A 22,677-nucleotide genomic window follows, 5' to 3' on the forward strand; every position below is an offset into this window, starting at 1 on the left:
GGTTGGAAACTGTTTCGGAGGAGTGGTTAGATGAGTAATCGGCAGAAAGCAAAAATAGCTACGCGGGTAATCCTGGTGATGCTCTTTACAGCCGCCTTCGGGATGTTCTTGTCTTACCTATATCATCACTCCATCGAAGCGGTAGAGACAAACTCTGTTGTCATAAGTAACCCTACCGCCACCACGGCAAATGCCAGCCAGAGGAAATTAGCGCGCGCCACCAACGGAGATTTATACGCGGTTTATGCCCGTCTTGACGGGGCAAACCAGCAGATTTATTATGCCAAGTCCACGGATAACGGCGCAACCTGGATAGAACAGGGCAAGGCCCACGCCGATGTAGCGGCTGAGCAGAAAGAACCGGCAATCGCCATCGATTCTTCGGATAATCTTTACATTGCCTGGGCCGGCAAGGGCTGGGGAACCAACACCGCTAATTTTAATATTAAATACCGTAAATATAATAAAGCAACCGCGTTATGGGATACACAGGAATCCGTGACCGACGCTGCGTATGACCAATTCGCGCCGGCGTTAGCTTTGGACTCAAGCAATAACATTCATGTTGCCTGGTATGGCAAAGGCTGGGGAACCAACACCGCCAACAATAATATTCAATATCGCAAAAGGACAACCTCCTGGCAAACACAGGAATCCGTGACCGACGCTGCGTATGACCAATTCGCGCCGGCGTTAGCTTTGGACTCAAGCAATAACATTCATGTTGCCTGGTATGGCAAGGGCTGGGGAACCAACACCGCCAACAATAATATTCAATATCGCAAAAAGACAGCCTCCTGGCAAAAACAGGAATCCGTAACCGACGCTGCTTACGATCAACTTTCGCCATCGCTTGCCCTGGACTCAGCAGATTACGTTTACGCGGTTTGGGCCGGCAAAGGCTGGGGAACCAACACCACTATTGATAACATTGAATATTCAAAACGCGCCACTCTCAGCACTGACTGGGCAGCCAACCGTGAGTCAGTTACTGACAGCGCAAGCGCGCAACTTTCGCCATCGCTTGCCCTGGACTCAGCAGATTACGTTTACGCGGTTTGGGCAGGCAAAGGCTGGGGAACCAACACCGCCAACAATAATATTCAATATCGCAAAAGGACAACCGCCTGGCAGGGGCAATCAGGAATTACGGATTTGGCGTCAGACCAAACCAATCCCACGCTTTTTTGGCATCCACAGCCAACCATATTCACCAGCGTAAAAACAAACATTATTACCTCAGGCCACAGTTTTATCTGGACTACCGGTTCAGGAGTTAAATTCTACGCCAGCGACGGAATTATCTTCCCTAAGGTTTATTTTGTTTTGAGCCCGGCGAATTCCACGCCTACTGTCGGCTCAAGCACGGATGTAACGATTACCGCCGCCAAAAAAGACGCGGCTAACGCCGATGTTACCGTAACCGATTATAATGTGGCAACCACAGTAAGTGTAAGCGCCGACGGGGCGGCTAAATTTACCGCGCCGAGTTCCGGAAACCCGATTTCTCTTCGGGATATTGATTGGAAAAGCGGCGCAGCCAGCGTAACGATTACCGATGATACCGCCCAAAGCGTTACCGTTAAGGCGGCAGACCAGAATAATGCTTCGATCACCGGAACAACCTCAGTTTCCTTCCAGCCGACAGCGGCAGATAAATTACTCCTTAATCACCCCGCGGCTATTGATGCCGGCACCCGCGCCGCGTATATAGTAACCCTGGCGGATGCCCGTAACAATAACGTAAATGCCGGCTCAGGCGGACAGGTAATTTATCTGTTTACAACTTCCGCAAGCGCCAACGCGAAATTTTACAACGCGGCCTCCGGCGGCAAGGCGATTACCAGCGTAACTATTCCCAGCGGCAGTTCTCTGGCGAGCGCCTGGTATTACGACGATACTGCCGGCACTTATACCATAACCGCTTCAGATGCTTCCCCTGCAAACGGCGCAATTGGGCTGGCTGACGCGCAGGATACAATCAAAGTTAACCCCGCAGCCGACCTGAGCAAAAAATATAAGATTAAATTTGACAATGATGAAGCGGAAATCGGCGATTTCCGGGCCAAGGACTTCAAACCTCACGTAAAAATGAAACGCTGGGGCGAAGAATGTTACTTTAGCATCGAGTTTCCCGAGAGCAAAATACCCGCCAAGGATAAATCCGTAGGCGTAGAGGCAGACAAGATAAAATGGAAGTCACCGGATTCAGAGGCGCATTTTTACAAGAAGGGGAGCAAGCAAATCAGCGCCAAGGATAATAAAGGAAAAAGCCGCGGCTTTTTGAAGAATGAATCCGGCGCTTTGGAGTTTGAAGTGGTTTTGGATAAGAAACCGGCCTCCAATATAATCAGCTTACCCATAGAAACCAAGGGCCTTAAATTCTATTATCAGGGGCCGTTAACTGCCGAAGAAATAAAGCAGGGAATAGTCCGGCCGGATGAGGTGGTGGGGTCTTACGCGGTGTATCATGAAAGTAAAAATGACGGCGCATATAACACCGGCAAGGCCTTCCATATTTACCGGCCAAAGGTCATCGATGCCACGGGGAATACGATTTGGGGCCAGCTGGACATCGACGCAGTAAAAGGCGCCTTAACCATCACTATTGACCAGTCCTGGCTAAATAGCGCGGCTTATCCGGTAACCATTGACCCTGAATTTGGTTATATGTCGATAGGTTCAAGCTCTATCCCTTTGAACAATATAACCCGCGGTTCAAAATTTACCGCCCTCGTAATGACGCCGGCTACAATCGGAGCTTATTTGGGAAATACCGATGCCACTGCTTCTCACACCGCCAAGTTCGCTATTTATAAGGCGAGCGATTCATCCCTTGCAGGCCAGACCCAGGAAGTAACTATTCCCGCCTCATCTACAGGCTGGTATACGGGCGTCTATATTGTTGGCCCAAGCTTAACCGCCGTAGATTACGCCTTAGTGGCCAAAGCCAGCACCGCCGACATTATGATGTATTTTGACAGTGGCACTGCTAATCAGGGGGTTTCCCAGGCAAGCGTTTATTCGGATGCCTGGCCGCCAACCGCGAGTTTTACCAGTGATAATTATAAATATTCTATTTATGATCCCGCGGATATTACTCCGCCAACTCTGAGCAATCTCATCCTTTACGGCAATGTCAGCGGCTCATCTGCCTACGTCAATGGCACTGCGCAGGATAATCAGATGGCCAAAGCTAAAGTAACCCTCTCCGATGATACCTCTATTACCTTAGATATCCAGTTTTCAGAAGACGGCTCAACCTGGGGTATCTATAACGGAGTTGCAAATGGGGCAGGTTCCAATAGCACCACCGGCGGCTCAACCTGGACAGCCGGGACTTATGTAACGGTTCCCGGCATAACTACAACTCCCACTGCCACGAATATAAATGTAAATGCTTCGGGAGCGTATGCTGCTACCGGCAACGGTGTCTGGAAATTCACTACTGATGGCGCAAAGACCCTGTATGTCAGGATAAGGGATGCATCAGGTAATGTGACCAGCGGCTATGTTACATTGCCGGCTGATGATCTTACAGGCGCGACAAGTTTAACTAGCGCCAACTGTGGAACTTTAAGCGGAGGTGTCTGGAACGCAACCACTAGTAAATGCGATTGGACTCCGGTTAATGGCGCCACAATTTCTGGGAATTACAGCAATGTCGGCGTTTTTACAGTTACCAGTGGCTATACAGTGAATCTTACGGCCGGTACACCCCTAAAAGTACATGGGGTTACAGCTAATATCGCCGGGAATTTGAATGGGGATTATGCCGGCTATACCGGCGGCGCCGGCGGTTTAAAAACGAATTGGCCGACTGGCGCTACTGGCGGCTATGGTGGTATTAATGGTGGCGGTATTGGTGGCACTGCCAATTCCAGTCCTAATAGCAGTGGTGGTGGTGGTGGTGGTGGTGGTTATGGTACTGCTGCCGGCTCCGGTGGCTCCGGTGACGCCGCCGGTGGCGCCGCCGGTGGCGCCGGTGGCCCTATTCTTGCCAGTAGCACTTTAAATGGTATCGATATTAATATGGGTGCTGGCGCAGGCGGAGGCGGAGGCGGAGGCGGAGGAGATACTTTATTAGGCATTAATGGTTATCAAGGTAATTCTGGCGGCGGAGCAGTTTATCTATACGCTTCAACCACTGCAACCGTGAGCGGAACTATTTCTATGAATGGCGGCGCCGGTGGCGCAGGTGGAGCCGGAGGAGGTTCTACGGATGGTTGTTATAGTAATAGGGCTGGCAACGGTGGTGGTGGTGGTGGTGGTGGTGCCGGCGGCGGAATACTTATTAATGGAAATGCAGTCACGGTAAGCGGTACTTTAAGAACTAACGGCGGCGCCGGCGGCGCCGGCGGCGCCGGCGGCGATGTTGGTTGTTCCACCGGCGGCGCCGGCGGCAACCTTGGCGGCAGCGGAAGGATAAAGGTGTTTGGCGGTTCCTATACCATTACCAACGCGACTTTTAGCGCCACCGGTTATAATACTACCTATAATTGCACTAGCACCAATAGTATCTGTAATAGCGGCACTATTTATACTCAGAATCTTCCTGTCCTTGCTTCTATTACCTTAGATAGCACCGCGCCCGCAGGCGGAAGCATAACCTATGCGGATGGAAAAACGTCTTCTACCTCAACTACTATCACATTGGTTGACGGCACTGACGCTCTTTCCGGCATAAGCTCAAAAATTTTACAAAGGGCATCAGCAACTTACACAAATGACAGCGTAGGCGTTTATTCAAGTTTTAGCATGCTTGCGACAAATCCCGTTTCACCCTATACCGACAGCACTATAACAGCGGGCAACGCTTATAAATACCAGTATGTAGTAACTGATGCCGCGGGTAACTCCGCTGTTTATGCATCAGCCAGCGTGGTCAAGGTATTTGGCGCCATCAATAATTATCTGGTAAGCGCCACTACGCCCCAGGCCGGAGGCATTGGCTGGAGTGAGACCGTAACCGCCAAGGACATCTCCGGCAATATAGTTACTACCGCCGCAAACACAGCGACAATGTCTTCATCCTCGGCAAATGTTAAGTTTTATACCAATAATACTTATACTACGCAAACCACCACTTACACCCTTTCTTCAGGCGCGGTAACGATTTATGTCCAGGATACCCCAGCCGTGCCGGAAACCATAACTTTGACCGCAACAGATGCTGCTCTTAAAACCGGGACCAGCGGAAACATTACCGTAAATTATCCTTCTCCCGCGCCCGTAGCTCCTCCTGCGGGCTACACTACTAAATACGCCCAGCCGATGTTTGTCTGGAACGCTCCTTCAGGATATACTGTTCAGCAGTATGCTTTATCCATAGACGGCGGCGCTGATATTACCGGCATCACCAATACCTATTATCGCTATACCGGCGTAAACCTGAGCAATGCCGCGCACACCTGGCAAGTAAAAGCACAAATCGGCGGACTCTGGACTAGTTATTGCGCTACGGTTAATTTCACGGTAAATACCGCTTCAACCGCAAATGATATCACCGTCTCTACAGCAGTAACCTGGGACGGCACAAAAATATATGATGATGTTACCATAACCGGCACTGGTTCGATAACACATAGCGCCAATACTGCTACGAAAACAAATTGGCTTAATCTGATTAGTATGGGAAGCGTAATGATTAACTCGGGCGGCTTTATTGATGTTTCCGGAAAAGGGTATTCGGGGGGAAACGGCCCTGGCCCGGGAGTTACTTGGTTGGGTTATCCGACTGGCGGCGGAGCCCATGGGGGTAACGGCGGAGCCAGCGCTTCGGCGGGCGGCGTTGCTTACGATAACGTATTAATACCGGCTGATATGGGAAGCAGCGGTGGTAGCGATAATATCTCGAATTCGAATGGGCCGGCCGGAGGAGGATTCATTAAGTTAAATGTTTCGGGAACTCTTACTAATAACGGATCAATTATCGCTAATGGCAATAATGGCGTTATTCAGACTTCTGTTTACGGGACCGGCGCGGGCGCCGGAGGCGGTATGTATCTTTTAACCGGCACGCTTGCGGGTTCCGGAGCATTTGCCGCAAACGGAGGCAATGGTTATGTTGGAACAGGTTATGTAGGCGGCGGCGGCGGCGGCGGAAGGATCGCGGCTTATTATACTACTTATTCTTATACCGGAAGCGCAACTGCTACCGGCGGCACAGGCGCTAATGCCGGCGGCACAGGCACCATTTACGGCTTAATTGACCATTATGTGTTTACGGTTACCAGCCCGCAGAGCGCAGGCACTGGCTTCACCGCCACAGTAACCGCCAAGGATGTCAACAATACCACTATTCCTTCCGGCGCTAACATTACTCTGACCACTACCGGCTCAGCTAAATTCTATACCGATAATACCTATATTACCGAGAAGATCCCGGCAACTTATACGCTTGTTTCAGGCGTAAGCCCGACTATTTACATCAAAGATAACGTAGTCCAAAACATCATTTTAACCGCTACCGGAAACGGCATAAGCACTGCATCAAGCGCGATTACGGTTAATCCGGGCAACTTAGACCATTTTACAATTACCAGTTACCCAACAAGCACAACTGCCGGAGATAATTTCGGAGCAAACAATGTCGTGGTAACCGCCTATGATGCCGTTAATAACGTCAAGACTAACTATACCGGAAGCGTTTATTTTACCTCAACCGATGCCCAGGCAGTTTTGCCTTATACCAGCGCGTCTAAATATACCTTTATAGGCGGAGATAACGGAACGCACACCTTCGCCGGCACAGGGTTTACTTTAAAGACAACACCATCTGAGACAATCACGGTTACCGACGGGACAATTTCCCAGGTATCAAGCGCGATTACGGTTAACCCTGCGGCAACACTCGGTTCTTTTACTATTGCGGGTTTTCCTGCAACCACTACGGCCGGCGTTCCTTTCGCCTCACCGGCTAATGATGTTGTAGTTACCGCTAAAGATACCTATAATAACGTCAAGACTAACTATACCGGAAGCGTTTATTTTACCTCAACCGATGCCCAGGCAGTTTTGCCTTATACCAGCGCGTCTAAATATACCTTTATAGGCGGAGATAACGGAACGCACACCTTCGCCGGCACAGGGTTTACTTTAAAGACAACACCATCTGAGACAATCACGGTTACCGACGGGACAATTTCCCAGGTATCAAGCGCGATTACGGTTAACCCTGCGGCGATTGCTTCTTATGTAATTTCCGCCACTAGCCCGCAGACTGCAGGCGTGGGCTGGAGCGGAAGCGTAACTGCCAAGGATGCCTTTGGGAATACGGTGACTACAGATCCGGGAACAGTTGTAACGCTGAGCAGTGCAAGCTCAGCCAAATTCTATGCTTCTCTAACAAACGCGAATAGCGATACCGGCGGCAGCGCGACATTGTCATATACTTTATCTTCCGGTGTTATTCCTATATATGTTAGAGATAACAAGGTTGAAGCTATTGCTTTAACCGCTACGGATGCTCTAACTAAGACCGGAACCTCCAGCGCAATTAGCATTAACGTTGCCCCGGCTAATAAAATCGTCTTTACTTCTGCCGCGCAAACTCTGGTCGCCGGAACTGTTTCAACCGCCTATACCGTTCAGGTGCAGGACCAGTATGGAAACTTAAGAACCAGCGACGCGCTGGCGCTAACACTTGGCTCTAATTCCACAACCGGTGCGTTTGATACCTCCGCGGCCGGAGCCTTTAACGGAACAGTTACCTCCATAACCACAGTAAACGGCATCGGCACCTTCTACTACAAAGACACAGTTACCGGCTCGCCTGCAATTACCGTAGCCTACACCGGTCTGACTTCCGGCACCCAAACCCAGACCATTACTGCCGGCGCGATAACGCCAACAATAACCTCTGCCTCTTACAAAGCAGGCGCAACCCCCAACACTACCGTTGCTTTTACCGCCGCTAACCCTATACCGATTGGCGGCAAGATCAAGGTAACCTTTGACCAGGATTATGATTTAAGCGGAGTACTGGGAGTGGTTTCAGGTAATACCGGAGCAACTGTAACCGTCTCTGACCAGACCTTGATTATTAACGTCGGCACCGCAATCAGCGCAGGCAGCCCGGTGAGTATCGTTGTCTCAGGGATAAAGAATCCGCTGATCCTTGGTATAACCGGAACCTATGCGGTAAAAACCTATACCGTAGCTGATGTCTTAATTGACCAAGGCACAGCCGCGGTCAATACCATAGTTGCGCCAATCATAACTCTGCTTACACCTTCAGCCGCGGGAATTACCTTAGGCGATACCCAGAGCTACCCGATTACCTGGAGTTATGATGGTGCAATATCCAACAACCTTTCCTTATATTATGCCAATGAGGGCGGATTGGTTTATCCGGCAACGCCGAATATTGCTTCAGCAGTAACTAATAGCGGTACCTATACCTGGGTAGTTCCCGATGACCCGCGTTTAGCAACTAAGGTAAAAATAGAAGATATATTTTATCAGATAATGAAAGACACCACGGACACGCAGTTTAATGCCGGTACGCAGAGTAATACCGTTGTTTCGGGGACCGGCAATGCGGCGGGGGTAGTTTTATTACCTGGATCTGCACCATATTCTTCCTCTGGTATCTATACTTCCCGTTCTTTGGATACCGGTACCGGCGGAGCGCAGAGCTTTGGAAAATTAGAGTGGACTGCTAATGTTCCGGCGCAATGCGGAGCAAACGCGGTGAAATTCCAGGTTGCCGCAAACAACGATAATGCCACCTGGAACTTTGTCGGCCCTGACGGCACAGCGGCTACCTACTTTACTGTTTCCGGCACCAGCATTTCATCCACTCTTAACGGCTTACGTTATATTAAATATAAAGCGTATTTAGCCACTGCCGATATAAATTACACGCCTACATTACAGGAAGTAAAAGTCGGTTTTGCCAGCCCGACCAGCGCAAACCGCGTAATCTCCAGTGAATCGGCCAATACCTTTGTTATGGCAGGTAGGACCAGCGTTTATTATTTGAGCGCACCGGCGGATATCGTTGCCGGGACCACTGCCCAATACACACTCACGCGCAAAGATTCCAACGGCACATTGGTAACCGTGGGGAATGAAGCGGCTACTCTGGCTTCCACCTCTACCGGCGCCAATAAGCAGTTCAGGGCCACTGCAGGCGGGGCGGCATTAAGCCCGTCTCAGATAACCATCCCCGACGGAAGTTCGGCGGTAACTTTCTACTATTACGACGAGAAGATGGGTACTTATAGTATAACTGCTTCGCGCACAGGCGTAACTTCGGCAACCGACAGCATTAATGTCCTGCACGCAGCCGCCGACCACTTAAGGTTCCAGAGTAATATTACCACTCCGCAGAAGGCCGGCGCTTCTTTTATGCTGCCCTTGCTTGAGGCGGTGGACCAATACGGGAATATCCTCACCGGCGACTACGGCGCCACTGCTTACGCCGGAACAAAAACGATTTCTTATTCTCTAAGCGGGCTGGCAAACGCGCCTAACGGGACTCCGAATGATTCCTGGACCACCAGCGTGCCTTTTACCAACGGCACTTCTAACGTAGCTACGAATTTAATTACTACCTTATACCGGGCGCAGACGACCAGCATCATTCCTAATGACCCGCTGCTTCCGGCATTAACCGCTAATGTCGCCTCTAATGCCATTGTGGTTAATCCTGAGTTGGCAGTCACCCTTAAATTTACGCAGCAGCCTTCAGCTACTTCATTGATAAATGTGGCGCTGGCCGTGCAGCCGAAAGTAAACATCCAGGATACTTACGGCAACCAGACGCATGATACGACCGCAGTTACGCTTTATGATTCTACTCTCAATACCAGTTATCTGGACGGGACAGGCACGATCTCTGCCGTTGCTAATCCGGTTTCTGCGGTGGATGGCTTGGTAAGCTTTAGCGGGGTTAAATACAGCGGTTTCCCTACCAGCGCATCCAGCACTATTTACCTTTACGCGCAGGCAGCAGGCCTGGCGCCGGCTTATTCCACTGCCATTACCTTTAACGTTGCCAGCACCTCTACAGTTTCCGCGGTAACTGTGCCGGTGGCTAATTTCAATCTTATACCTACCAATGATACTCAAGCGAAGAAATTCGCCGTGTTGAAATTTAGAGTGAATGATACCGGGGATGACGGCATTCCCACTTTAATTGACGGGATTAAGGTGGACATAGGAGGCACAGGGTTGAATGCTTCCACGGATATTGCTTGGGCCGAACTTTATGATGATACCGCTGCGGCCAGTGTTTCTTCGGTGACCGGCGCTGCCATTACCAATACCCAGATACTCTTTGGTGCGGCGGCAAACAATGATTCCCTGGCCGGTTTAACAAGTATTGCCAGCGGGACAAGCCGCAATTACACGGTTTATATCTATATGAAGCCGAGCAAGCTTACGGCAGTCGAGGGCAATACCTATACCTTTAATATTAATGAGACAGGGGTTTACGCGGATTTAGGCTATTCTTCCAAGATGGCCGGCAATAGCGCGGCGGTTACTCCGGTTATCGGGACTATCCAGGTAGACACATCGCATATTGAGGTAGTTAGCGATACAGGCGCCTCTTCTTTGAGCCTGACTGCCGGGGTGGGCGCCAATATTATCCTGCGCGCCACCGATGCCAATAAGAATATAGACAGCAATTATACCGGCAACCACACATTTGTATTTTCAGGGTTAAATCCTGTAACCACTTATAACCCCATGGTGGATGCGACGAATTTTGGCGTGAATAAGACAATCGGTTTTACTAATGGCGTTTCTACCACGGCCCTTCTGAAAGCCTACAAGAAGGAAACAGGCACGGTATCTGTTACAGAATCCGGACAGAGTTATCTGTGCCATACGCTTTCTGCTAATGTGGCCGCTGCTTCTGTTAGCAAAATATCCATTGCCAGCGGGAACAGCCAGACTACTGCCATTAACACAGCCCTGTTGCAGCCGTATGTGGCGTTTATTTCTGATCTTTATGGCAACCCTGTAAGCGCGGTAAGCGCGACTTTTGGCATCGCCAGCGTTCCTAGCGGAGCAACCGGCCAGTTATTAAGCGTTGTTCCAGCCTCAAGCGATGTCAACGGCCAGATATCTACTATTTTGACTACAGGTAATCTTGCCGGGACCTACGTGGTTTCCGCGACTTCTGTGGGCCTTACCGGTTCACCGCTCAGTTTTACTTCCAACGTTCTGGCACCGACGGCAATGAGCAAGATAAGCGGAGATAACCCGTTAGGAAAGAAAGTTACGGAAATCCTGGCTCCTTTTGTTATCCAGGTAGTTGATGCCACCAGCACGCCTATTCCTAATGTTACGGTGAATTTTGCCATAACCAGCACGCCTTCAGGCGCCACTGGCGCGCTTTCCGCTGCGCAAGCGGTAACGGATAACAACGGCCAGGCTTCGACTATTTTGACTTTAGGAAATAAAACCGGCACATATACTGTAACCGCTTCATACCTTTCTTACACTCAAACATTTACCGTAACCGCGAATCCGCAGCCGCCTTATAAAGTTGTTTTAAGCGGGCCCAGTTCCGTCAATGCCGGGGATGCCTCAACAGTATTTACGCTGAATATCCAGGATCAATATAGTAATGCCAGCCCTGTTTCTGCCAACACAGTGTTTAATTTAACCAATTCGCCTTCTACTACCGGCGGTTTCTATAGCGATAGCGGGGCAACAATCAGTTTAGGCACGCAGATCACTGTGGCCGGCGCCGCAAGCAGCAATACTTTTTATTACAAAGATACGGTTACCGGCGCGCCCGTGATTACGGCTGCCCGTTTTAGCGGAGATACGCTTACTACTGTAAGCGCATCGGTTCCTTTAAGCGTGGTGCCCGCGGGATTAAGTTACTTCAAGGTTAGCGCAGCCGATACCTCGGTAATGACCACCGGCGGTTCGCGCGCAATCACCGTTACCGCCTATGATCTGCAAAATAATATCAAGACAGATGTTAGCACAGTGAACGTGGTTTTCTCCGGAGCCAATTCTTCTCCTTCGGCTAGCGCTCCTACCTGCACGAATAACCTGGCAGCAGATACCGCTTTTGGCACAAGCACGGCGCTTAATTTTGTAAACGGTGTGGCAACTACTACCTTTAAGGCGTATAAAGCGGAAGTCACGCATATCAAGGCTACTGCCGGCGCAGCGACTACTTCGGATATCAATGCTTTAAATATCACGGTTAAACATGGGGCAGCCAACCACCTGAAATTCAGCGCGGCATTTACCGAGCCGCAGGGCGGTTTTCAGGCAGGCGTGGGATTTACTTTAAGCGTGTTGAACGGGGTAGATTTATACGACAATATCTGTGACGGAGCAAATGGCGCGACTGCTTACAGCGGGACAAAGGCAATTACCTATGCTTTGAGCGGGACAGCCAATGCGCCGGATGGTTCTGCCCAGGATACCTATACTAACAGCGTTGTATTCAATGCCGGCCTTTCCACTTCAACTTTAAATACCACTTTGTATCGTGCGCAGACTACCAGTATCACTGCCAGCGATGCGCTTCTAACCGGCATAAACGCCGCTTCAGGTTCAATCATGGTTAATCCCAAGCCGGTTTCCAAGCTTTTCTTTACGCAGCAGCCTTCGACCGCTTCATTGACAAACGTGGCGCTGACGCAGCAGCCGATAGTTTCCGTAGCGGATATGTATGGTAATGCCGTAACCTCGGCCGTCGACCAGGTCACCCTGAAGGCTTCCACTACCACCGGCATTTATACCGCGGCAACCAATGGCACTCTTTCCGGCACAGCCCTATCGGTAAATCTTGTCAACGGCAAGGCAGTGTTTAGCGGCATAAAATATAGCTACCCTGAAACCATATACCTTAAAGCCTCGGCTGCCAATGCCGCTGTGGTGGATATATATTCTTTTGGCATCGCCTTTGGCACGGCTACCGACGGGACTCTTACTGCCGGGCCGTTAGTCGAGCCGGCAGAGATATCTTCTACGGTCGATTCCGATGGTGCAAGGGTAAATATTTTTGATTTTAAAGTCAGCGATGCCGGCACGGACGGTTATGGCATACCGATAAAACAAATCAGGATTAACCGCAATACACTGGCGGATACAACCGGCGGCTGGTCAACTTATATTGCCGGAGCCAAGATTTCCGACGGCACCACCACTCTCTTAGGTACGATTACGGATAATGTCCTGACTTTTGGCGCCGGCACCAGCACGATTTACACGGTTGCCGACGCAGGTAATAAGACATTTACCTTAAGCATCTACCTGAAACAAAGCCTGCCTGTGGGCGCGGACGGAAAGTTCCTCGGCTTCAGTATTAACCCGAATACCGATATAACCGTGGATGCAGTAGGTTCCCAGTTTACCACCGCCACCGCCTTGACCAGTTCTACTAAGGTGCAGGTAACCATAACCAAATTTATGGTTAGCGCAAGCGCAAGCAGTATGCTGGCGGGTAATGGGATTGCCATCAACATTAAGGGCACGGACATCAACGGTAACATCGATACCGATTACATCGGAGACAAAGAGATAATCTTTAGCGGGGCAAGCGTTGCTTCAACCGGCACAAACCCTACCTGTACTAACTATTCCGCAGTAGGCATAAATTTTGGCGGCATAACCCTGGTAAGCTTTGCTGCAGGCCAGAGTTCCTCTACCATAACAATGAAACTATACAAAGCGGAGACCGCTGTCATTAAAGCCACTACCTCTGATTCTTTGTTTACTACTTCCGCCGCCGATGCTTTGAATATTACGGTTACCGGCGGCGTTGCAAGCAAGCTTTCCTGGAATACTCAGCCGGTGGCTACAGTAGCAGCTAATGCCCCGTGGTCTGCGTTTAAAGTGAGCGTAGTTGATGCTTATGGAAATACTGCTTCCAGCGCAATTAATGTAACGGTTGCCCCTACCGGAGGCACTTTGAGTGCGGCAGCAACTGCTCAAGTTGCAGCGGTATCCGGCATAGCGACCTTCGATAATTTTGCGGTGTATTGCGCAGCTTATCCGGGGACAGTTACCTTAAATGCTACTGCTGCTGGAGTTACCGCCAGCGGCGCATCTAATAATGTAACCGTAGGAGAAAAATATGCGATTACAATGAAAGCATTTGATTCGGTAAACGGCAGCCCATTGACCGAAGTCACGCTTAAGATTATCGATTCAAACACCGGCCTACTGGTTTCCGGCCTTACTAACCCGATAATCGGTAATAGCCCGTTTTCGTTTAATCTGCCTTACGGAAAATATAGTTTTAATTTTAATAAAACCGCCTACGTAGAGAGCACGGTTAATAAGACTGCGGATGTTCCTGCGGATGCGGTTGACGGCGCCTACGACAATAATATCAGCTGGACGGTGTTTCTGATGTCCACTGCTGAATCTCTGGCGGATTACCGGGTATTAAGTAACTTTGTCTATGATGAAACTAATGACCGGATAACCGGCTTGGTGCGGCTGGAGAAAAGAGGTAAGCAGATTACCAGCGATGCCATAAATACCCTAAGAACCAGCGCTTTAAATATCTTCGATAGTTCCGACGCGGTTAACCCTAAATATACCGCTTCATTGGCTACCTCCGATGCAAACGGCAATTATTATTTTAATATTGATAATGCCGTAGCAGCAAAGGGTTTTGTCAAGGGCAGGGATTATTTTGCCAAGATGACTATTCTCTACGGCGGAGTTGATTTATCAACGAATGTAACGTATTCGGCGGCTAATGATTTTACGATCTCGGTAATGTCAACTTTAAATACCCTAGCCAACCAGATTGTGGCCTCGGTTGCATCCGAAGGGGCTCTTACCAGATCACAACTGACCTCGACAATAGAATCTACGGCCGCGGCTACTCAGGCACAGGTTGCCCAGGTAAGTACTCAGGCAGCGCAGATCTTAACCGCTACAGGCACTACCATACCTGCGCAGATCACTACAGCACAAACAGCGGTAACCGATACCATTGCTACCAAGGTTGAGCCGCATGTTGAGTCCGGTATCCTTACCCGTCAAAATACGGTCAAACAGGGCGGAACAGCCACTATCCGTTATCGCGCCGCCGGCAGCGGGCTTGCGCCGGTCTTAAACGTTTATAACCCTAAGGATGTTTTGCTTCTTGCGAATAAGCCGATGAAAGAAATAGGTGCGACCGGTGTTTATGAATATGACCTGACTTTCCCGATTTCCTGGGGCACGGGTGATTTCTCGGTAATCTGTTCTGAATCCACCAAAGGCACGGCAGACGCCTTGGTCATGACCGTTACCCAGTACGATATAGAAACCGTCTCCAATAATGTTGCGGCTGTGTTGGGTAATACCGGAGGATTAACTAACTTAAAGGACGTTACTGCTACATTAAGCAGCCAATTTGATAGTATGGATAAAATACTGGCCCAGATCAGCAAAGATGTTGCCGGTAAGCTCGGAGAAGCCAAGGGCGCGGTCAATGACCTGGCCGTTGCCTTTAAACAGCTGGAGGACATGAGCAAGCAGATTAAGAATATCGGCGGGACAAAAGGCATCAATTTGGAAAAACTTTATGAAGTTTCCAAGGATAAGAAAGCGGACCTCGAGTATTTGAAGAATAAGAGCGAAGAATTAAAGGCGACCATGGAATTGAATCAGAAGATGCTGGAAAATGCCGGCAAGAAACCGGTAGTGCAGACCTGGTTTGAATTTAAGTAAGGACAGGAATAAAGGGACCGTTTCTATTTTTTAATAATAGAAACGAAGAAAAAAATAGAAGCGGTCCCTTTATTTTAGAAACTTATTGAATATAGAAAGTTTCCTTGGTAAAATAAGCCTTGGAGGATTATTATGAAAATTGGGAAGCTTGCTTTCCTATTTTTTGTTTTGGGCCTGTTATTATGCCAACCCGCGCAGGCAGGGATCTCAATGCGCCTTATGGCGTTAAATCCCGCGGATTCGGTACAGACGGTTACGATTAAAGCTTATCTTCCCCTGGAGGTAAAACCCGAGGATGTAATTTATAAAGACGATCTGGAGGTTATTTACGATACTCAACAGGGCAGTTATTATGTTTACGGAGAATATGAGCTTAAGCCCAAAGAGGTCCTGGAAAAAGAAATAGAGTTAAGGGATATCTGGGTAATCGATGCTTCCCAGATAGCGATGATCCGCCAGGAGGCCAAAGAGATCCTGGAAGGTTTTAAGAAAACAGATTCCATGGAGCGGGCAACGGTTCTTTACAATGGCATAGATAAGAAATTAAAAGATGTGGAACAGATGCAAGCCATCGCATCTGCCAGCCCGGGCTACAAGATATCGAATTACCGCAATAGCATGACTCTTTTAAATTCCGCAAAAGCCGACCTGCTGGCGGCAAAGACGCTGTTAGCCGAAGTTACGCCCAAGGGAATGGCCAAGCTTACCTGGAAGATTATTTTATTTATCATTATATTTCTGGGTATTTTGGCCGCCGGGTTCTTTTTTGTCTGGCAGCGCCAGAGCAAACTGGAAGCGGAACAAAAACCCCCCGAATAAATATCATGAGAATAAATAGGGACAGCGACCATTTTTCCCATTCTTTCCGTCATTCCCGCGTAAGTGGGAATCTGATCCCCGCTTTTGCGGATATGACAATTTTGAAAAAATGGTCGCTGTCCCTATTTATTTTGTTTTTTATCCCAGCCTGTGCCTGGGCTGAAGTGAGCACTTCGCTTTGGCAGACCAAAAAATCCCAGCATTTTATTATTTATTATCAGGAAAGCGCCGATGATTTTGTCAATGAGCTGGATGTTTCAGCGGAAAATTATTATAACAGCATCGTCGAAGAATTAGGTTTCCGCCGGATGGATTTCTGGAGCTGGGATGACCGGGCAAAGATATATTTATTCAATAACAGCGCCGATTATTTAAATGAGACCGGCGGCTTGGCCTGGAGCGGGGCGCAGGTTTCGGTAAAGCTACGCACGATCAAGACCTTTATCGGCCAGGAGACTTTTTTCGATTCTATACTTCCGCATGAGCTGACGCATATAATCTTCCGGGAATTTATCGGTACCAAAACAGAGCTGCCGCTTTGGCTGGATGAAGGTATCGCCTGTTCTCAGGAAAAAAGCAGCCTGATTTCGCGGATGGATTCAGCCAGGGCGCTGGTTAAGCAGGATACATATTTAAAATTTGATAAACTCTTCCAGATATATAACTCCACGCTTATCGTGCCGAATGTATTTTATTCCGAGTCCGCATCGATTATCGTTTTTTTGCTAAAAAAATATGACCGGGAATTATTTTTGGATTTCAGCCGGAAGCTTCGCGACGGCATGCAGTGGAAAAACGCCCTTTTAAACACGTATCATTTTTCAAATTTTGAAGAAATGGAATCTGCCTGGAAGGATTTTATGTTGAATAAATAGGGACAGCGACCATTTTTCCTTCAGTCGTTCTTTGATAGATTAGCTTAAATATTTTAGTTAGATTTCCTTTTTTCTGGCGTCTATTGATAATAGAAGAAAGGGAGGAAAAACTAATATGCCTAGAATTGCCAGAGTTGTAGCGATAGGTCAACCTCACCACATTACACAAAGAGGTAACTATCGGCAAGACGTATTCCTTAACGCGGATAACCGAAAACAATACCTTGCCTGGATTAATGAATATAGCGTAAAATACGGGGTTCTCGTTTTGGCCCATTGCCTGATGGCAAATCATGTTCACTTTATCGCTATTCCTAATGAAAGCGATTCGCTGGCTAAAACATTCAATACCGCTCATATGCGTTATTCCCAGTATTTTAATAAAAAGTTGAAGCAGAGCGGGCATCTTTGGCAGGGACGTTTTTATTCTTGTGTGTTGGATCAATCTCATCTTATACTTGCCGCTCGTTATATTGAAAGGAATCCTGTGCGCGCAGGACGCGTAGAGAAACCTTGGCAGTGGCCATGGTCAAGCGCCGCCGCCCATACGAATAGGAAGGATAATAAATCGATTGAGTTTGGGGATCTTCTCGGGATTATCGGCATGTCAAGCACCGCGTGGGAAAAATACATTGATTCCGCGGAAGAGGACAATTTTTTACAGGATATAAGAAAGCATACGTATGCCGGTCGTCCCCTCGGGGCGCCGGAATTTACTATAGGTTTAGAGGAAAAATGTGGTAGAAGGTTATGCGCGTTACCGATAGGGAGGCCAAGAAAAAGCTAGAAAAATGGTCGCTGTCCCTATTTATTAAAGGAGGATTAGATGCAGCAGGAGATTAATATTTTAGTAGTTGAGGATGACCCGTCCGCGGCCAGTTGTTTAGAGGCAGCTTTAAAACTCGCGGATTACCACGTTTGGCTAGCCGCCACTCCGCAGGAAGGCCTGGAACTCCTGCATTCAAATACATTTCCCGTGGCAATCACGGAGTTACGTTCACCAAAGATGAACGGGATCCAGTTTACCCGCCAAGCGCATAAAATTTCCGCGGGGACAAATATTTTGGTTTTAACGCCCTACTCTTTTGTCGGTTCAGCCATAGAAGCAATGGAGGAAGGGGCTTACGGTTATATCACCAAGCCTTTAAACAATTCAGAGATACGCATTGTAGTCGAGCGGGCGGTAGAAAGGTATTTTTTGCTTTCCACCAGTGATGAAAAAGACTATTTTGTGGACCTGGCCGTGCGCGACGGGCTCACCGGTTTGTTTAACCGACGGTATTTCAATGAGTTAATTAACGTGGAAGTCAACCGCGTAAAACGGTTCCCGACGGCATTATCCTTACTAATGCTTGACATCGATAATTTTAAAAACTATAATGATACCCAAGGCCATCAGGCCGGAGACGAATTGCTTAAGAGCGCGGCAAAAGTATTTAGGAATTCCGTGCGCGCGGTAGATATCGTCAGCCGTTACGGCGGAGAAGAATTTATTATTATACTTCCTCAGGCCGATAAAAAAGCCGCGCAGATTATCGCCGAACGCCTGCGGGTGCAGGTAAGTCTCTATCTTCCGACAACGGTAAGTATCGGCATTGCTACTTTGCCGGATGACGCCAGCGAAGTAGAACAGTTGATTGAAAAAGCGGACAACGCTCTTTATCAGGCAAAAAAAACCGGTAAAAACAAGTGGTGCGTAGCTTAAAAAATTATGCGTTTTGCGATTTTAGAGCCTAAAGGGGCAATCTGGCGGGGAATGGCTAAAAAAGTAAATCTGCCGGCGGCGGAGGGAGAAATGTGCGTGCTGGATTTTCACCAGCCTTTTGTAGCCCGGCTTAAAAAAGGCAATATTGTTTTTTCCAATACGCGTATCGCGATAAAAGACGGAATCGCCTTTATGCGTTCGAATAACCTGACGGTTTTTGCGAATAAATAGATAAATAGGGACAGCGACCATTTTTTCTTGGTCGTTTAGATAAAAAATGGTCGCTGTCCCTATTTAATTAACCTATGTCCACACTGGCATTAACAATCCTGATGTTTTTAAGCACTGCCGGCCCTTCCGCGGTGATTGCCTTTGTGGGATATTCCGCTGTTAAATCTATTGCCCGTAATCCTTCCGCAAGCCCAAAAATATTTATTGTCATGATTTTATCTTTTATTTTTGCCGAAGCAATCGCGATTTTAGCGCTTTTGATTTTATATAACCTGTTCTCTAAATAGGGCCAATATATAATGCTTATCCAGCTTTTAATTCTCCAGTTCATTACTTTTATTGGAATTATTTTCCTTCTGCGTTTTTTATTTGCCCGCCAGCTGAAATCAGCCCTTGAGAGGCTGAATATCCTGCACGAAGAGAATCTATCTAAAGAAGAGGAACTTAAAGAAGAGTTGCGCCGGGCTAAGGAAGAAAGCCAGGTGCAGATCCAGCAGGGTAAGGATGAAGCGGAACTGATTATTGAAGAGGCAGGCAAGGAGGCCCAGCGTATACGGATGAATATGGAAGTTCAGGCCAAACAGCAGGCAGAGAAAATTATTGCCGACAGCCACCTAGAAGTTGAAAAGCTTAAAGTAAGCGTAATTAAGGATGTTCAGGCGCAAAGCGTTGAGCTTGCCTCCCGGATGATTGCCGAACTGCTTACGGAAACCGATAAGATTGCCCTGCAGTATGAGTTTGCCAATGGTGTTATCGAAGAGATCTCCCGCCTGCCGAAAGAACAGTTTAATGTGCGGGGAAATCAAGTTAAGGTTGTTTCCAGCTTTCTGCTTTTAGACAGGCAAAAAAACGCGATTAAGCGCGTTTTAGCAGAGAAGATCGGCAAGGAGATAGAATTAAATGAGCAGATAGATCCCAAGCTTATCGGGGGCCTGACCATAGAGCTGGGCGGTATGGTTATCGACGGAACGCTAAAGAGCAAGCTCCAGAGAATCATTCCTCATCTTAAATAAAAAAATGAAGATTGAAGCCTTAGACATAAAAGAAATCGGAAGGATCGAAGAGCTTAAGCAGGGGATTGTGAAAATCAGCGGTTTGCCTAATTGCGCCTATGGGGCTGTAATCGAATTCGATAATGGATTAAAAGGAATGATCGTTGAATTTGACGCGCAATTTGCCTTTGGGATTGTTTTTGGGGATGAACGCAGGATTAAGGTCGGCGATACGGTTTCCACCCGCGGCCAGCTGCTTAATGTTCCGGTAGGGGATAATTTTATCGGCAGAGTGGTTGATCCTTTGGGTAACCCGATAGACGCAAAAGGTAAAATTGAGCCGGCAGCGGTAAATCCGGTCTTCCATCAGGCATCCGGGGTTATGGAGCGCGAGCCAATAAGCCATCCTTTGCATACTGGGATAAAAATTATCGATATGCTTATCCCGCTGGGCAAAGGCCAGCGGGAATTGATCGTCGGAGACCGGCAGATCGGCAAAACCAGCATCAGTTTGGATATGATCATCAATCAAAAAGGCAAAAATGTTATCTGCATTTACTGTTGGATCGGAGGAAGCAGCGCGGCTTTTAATAAGATTATCCAGGTGCTTAACCAACAGGGTTGTATGGACTTTTGCCTTGCTGTCTGCGCCTCGGCAAGCGCCTCGGCAAGCGAACAATATATTTGTCCTTATACCGCCGCGGCATTAGGTGAATATTTTATGTATAATGGTAAGGATGTCCTGGTAATTTTTGACGATTTGACTAAGCACAGCTGGGTTTACCGGCAGATGTCTTTGCTGCTTGAGCGGGCCCCGGGAAGGGAAGCGTATCCGGGAGATATCTTTTTCTTACATTCACAGCTTATGGAGCGCGCCGGCCGCCTGAAGAAAGAATTCGGAGGCGGGACAATGACATTCTTGCCGTTAGCCGAAACACTGCAAGGTGATATTACCGGTTATATCTGCTCGAATATCGTTTCGATGACCGACGGGCAGATTTATTTAAACTCCGGGCTTTTTCAGGAAGGTTTCAAACCGGCGATCGATTTGGAACTTTCAGTTTCGCGTATCGGAAGCAAGGTGCAATGCCCGGCCATCCGTAAATTAAGTGAAGGCCTGCGTTATGAATACGTGCAATACCGTTCTTTACTGCGTTTGACCCGCCTGCGCACCAAACTTAGCCCGGAGAGCGCCCAGCAACTGCAGCGGGGCCGGGCCCTTTATGAGCTTTTGATTCAGGAAAACGGTTCTCCTTTATCTCAGGCAGAGGAGATCGCTGTTTTTTTTGCCTTTCGCCAGAAGATACTTGAGTCAATCAGTATCGAGCAGGTAAAATTGTTTAAAAATAATTTCTTTGCCTATTTAGGCAAGCATCAGCAGAATTTAGTGGGGCAACTGGATAGCAAAGGTGAGCTTACGGAAGAAATTAAACTGCTTTTGGATAAAACGATAAAAGATTTTTTCCGCAGCCAGGATAAATAGGGACAGCGACCATTTTTTTGGCCGCTACACTTAGAGAAAAATGGTCGCTGTCCCTATTTTATTTATTATTAAATGATACCCGTAGGAAAGTTAAAATCAAACCTGCAATTTAATAAAAACCTCGGGGATTTAATTGAGGTAATGAAGTTGGCGGCAACCCTGCAGTTTAACCAGTTCCGCCTGAAACAGGAGCCTTCCGAAGATTCTGTCCGGTTTTTGGAAGAGATCCTTGGCATATTGTTTTCTTCGGGGGTAAAAGATGGCTTGCTGCAGCCGAAGGAGAACCTGCCTTCGCTTTTGCTTTTGATAAGTTCCGACGAAGGATTTTTAGGCGAACTAAACTTTCTTCTGGTAAATAAGCTGCTTTCTGGCCGAAGGCAGCAGGATAGAATCGTCTGCTCAGGCCAGCAGGGGGCCAATTATCTAAGAGAGATCCAGATAGATTTTTCTTTTTTTGATTCACCGGGCGAAAAAATAGAAACTCAGCCATTGGCCAAGATAAGGGATTATCTCTTACGCCAGTATTTTGACCGTAAGGTCGGCAGGATTTATGTCGTTTATTCGCGTTTCACCAACATTACCCAGCAGCAGGCAGAGTTTGAAATCCTGCTGCCTTTGCCCCTAACTCCCGGTGCTTCCGGAAAGGGGCTGGCGCATCTTTTGATTGAGCCTGATTCTCGAGAGGTAATCAAAGGATGGATTAAATGCTGGTTGGATTTTCGCCTTTATCAAATATTCTGGTCAAGCAAGCTGGCGGAGTTTGCCGCCCGGGTTATGCATTTAGAAGGCAGCGTGCAGGAATTAGGCAAGATCAACAGCCATTTGCGCATGGAGTATTTTAAATACCTGCACGGTTTATCTGATAAATCAGTGCGTGAATTGACTGCGGCCCGGCTAATCGGGAAAGAAAGATAAAAT

Annotated in this window: 10 protein-coding genes; all 10 read left to right on the forward strand. The window is 48.1% G+C overall.

Annotated elements, in window-relative coordinates:
- Nucleotides 1–30 precede the first annotated feature (30 nt).
- The 10 genes from PHG87_03995 (at nt 31) to PHG87_04040 (ending at nt 22,674) form a co-directional block, all read left to right on the forward strand.
- On the forward strand, nt 31–15,654 hold the full coding sequence (locus PHG87_03995) for a hypothetical protein (protein MDD5477349.1): 15,624 nt from the start codon (nt 31–33) through the stop codon (nt 15,652–15,654).
- Between the two features lie 132 nt (nt 15,655–15,786).
- A complete protein-coding gene (locus PHG87_04000) occupies nt 15,787–16,473 on the forward strand; it encodes a hypothetical protein (GenBank protein MDD5477350.1) in 687 nt (228 codons plus the stop codon).
- A gap of 5 nt (nt 16,474–16,478) precedes the next feature.
- Nucleotides 16,479–17,348, forward strand: coding sequence for a hypothetical protein (locus tag PHG87_04005; GenBank protein ID MDD5477351.1), 870 nt, complete (start codon nt 16,479–16,481; stop codon nt 17,346–17,348).
- Between the two features lie 115 nt (nt 17,349–17,463).
- The gene (locus PHG87_04010) at nt 17,464–18,135 is read left to right on the forward strand and encodes a transposase (protein MDD5477352.1); all 672 of its coding nucleotides are present in this window, start codon (nt 17,464–17,466) and stop codon (nt 18,133–18,135) included.
- 39 nt (nt 18,136–18,174) lie between these two features.
- Nucleotides 18,175–19,053, forward strand: coding sequence for a diguanylate cyclase (locus PHG87_04015; protein ID MDD5477353.1), 879 nt, complete (start codon nt 18,175–18,177; stop codon nt 19,051–19,053).
- Nucleotides 19,054–19,059: 6 nt separating this feature from the next.
- Nucleotides 19,060–19,284 (forward strand): hypothetical protein, encoded by a 225-nt coding sequence (locus PHG87_04020; protein MDD5477354.1) that lies wholly within the window; start codon nt 19,060–19,062, stop codon nt 19,282–19,284.
- Nucleotides 19,285–19,358: 74 nt separating this feature from the next.
- Entirely contained in the window at nt 19,359–19,571 is a 213-nt protein-coding gene (locus PHG87_04025; GenBank protein MDD5477355.1) for an ATP synthase F0 subunit C, read from the forward strand.
- 12 nt (nt 19,572–19,583) lie between these two features.
- The gene (locus PHG87_04030) at nt 19,584–20,297 is read left to right on the forward strand and encodes a F0F1 ATP synthase subunit delta (GenBank protein MDD5477356.1); all 714 of its coding nucleotides are present in this window, start codon (nt 19,584–19,586) and stop codon (nt 20,295–20,297) included.
- 4 nt (nt 20,298–20,301) lie between these two features.
- Entirely contained in the window at nt 20,302–21,759 is a 1,458-nt protein-coding gene (locus tag PHG87_04035; GenBank protein ID MDD5477357.1) for a F0F1 ATP synthase subunit alpha, read from the forward strand.
- A gap of 72 nt (nt 21,760–21,831) precedes the next feature.
- Nucleotides 21,832–22,674 (forward strand): F0F1 ATP synthase subunit gamma, encoded by an 843-nt coding sequence (locus PHG87_04040; protein MDD5477358.1) that lies wholly within the window; start codon nt 21,832–21,834, stop codon nt 22,672–22,674.
- The last annotated feature ends 3 nt before the right edge of the window (nt 22,675–22,677 follow it).

The sequence above is a fragment of the Candidatus Omnitrophota bacterium genome, assembly GCA_028716245.1.
Lineage (GTDB): Bacteria > Omnitrophota > Gorgyraeia > Gygaellales > Profunditerraquicolaceae > UBA6249.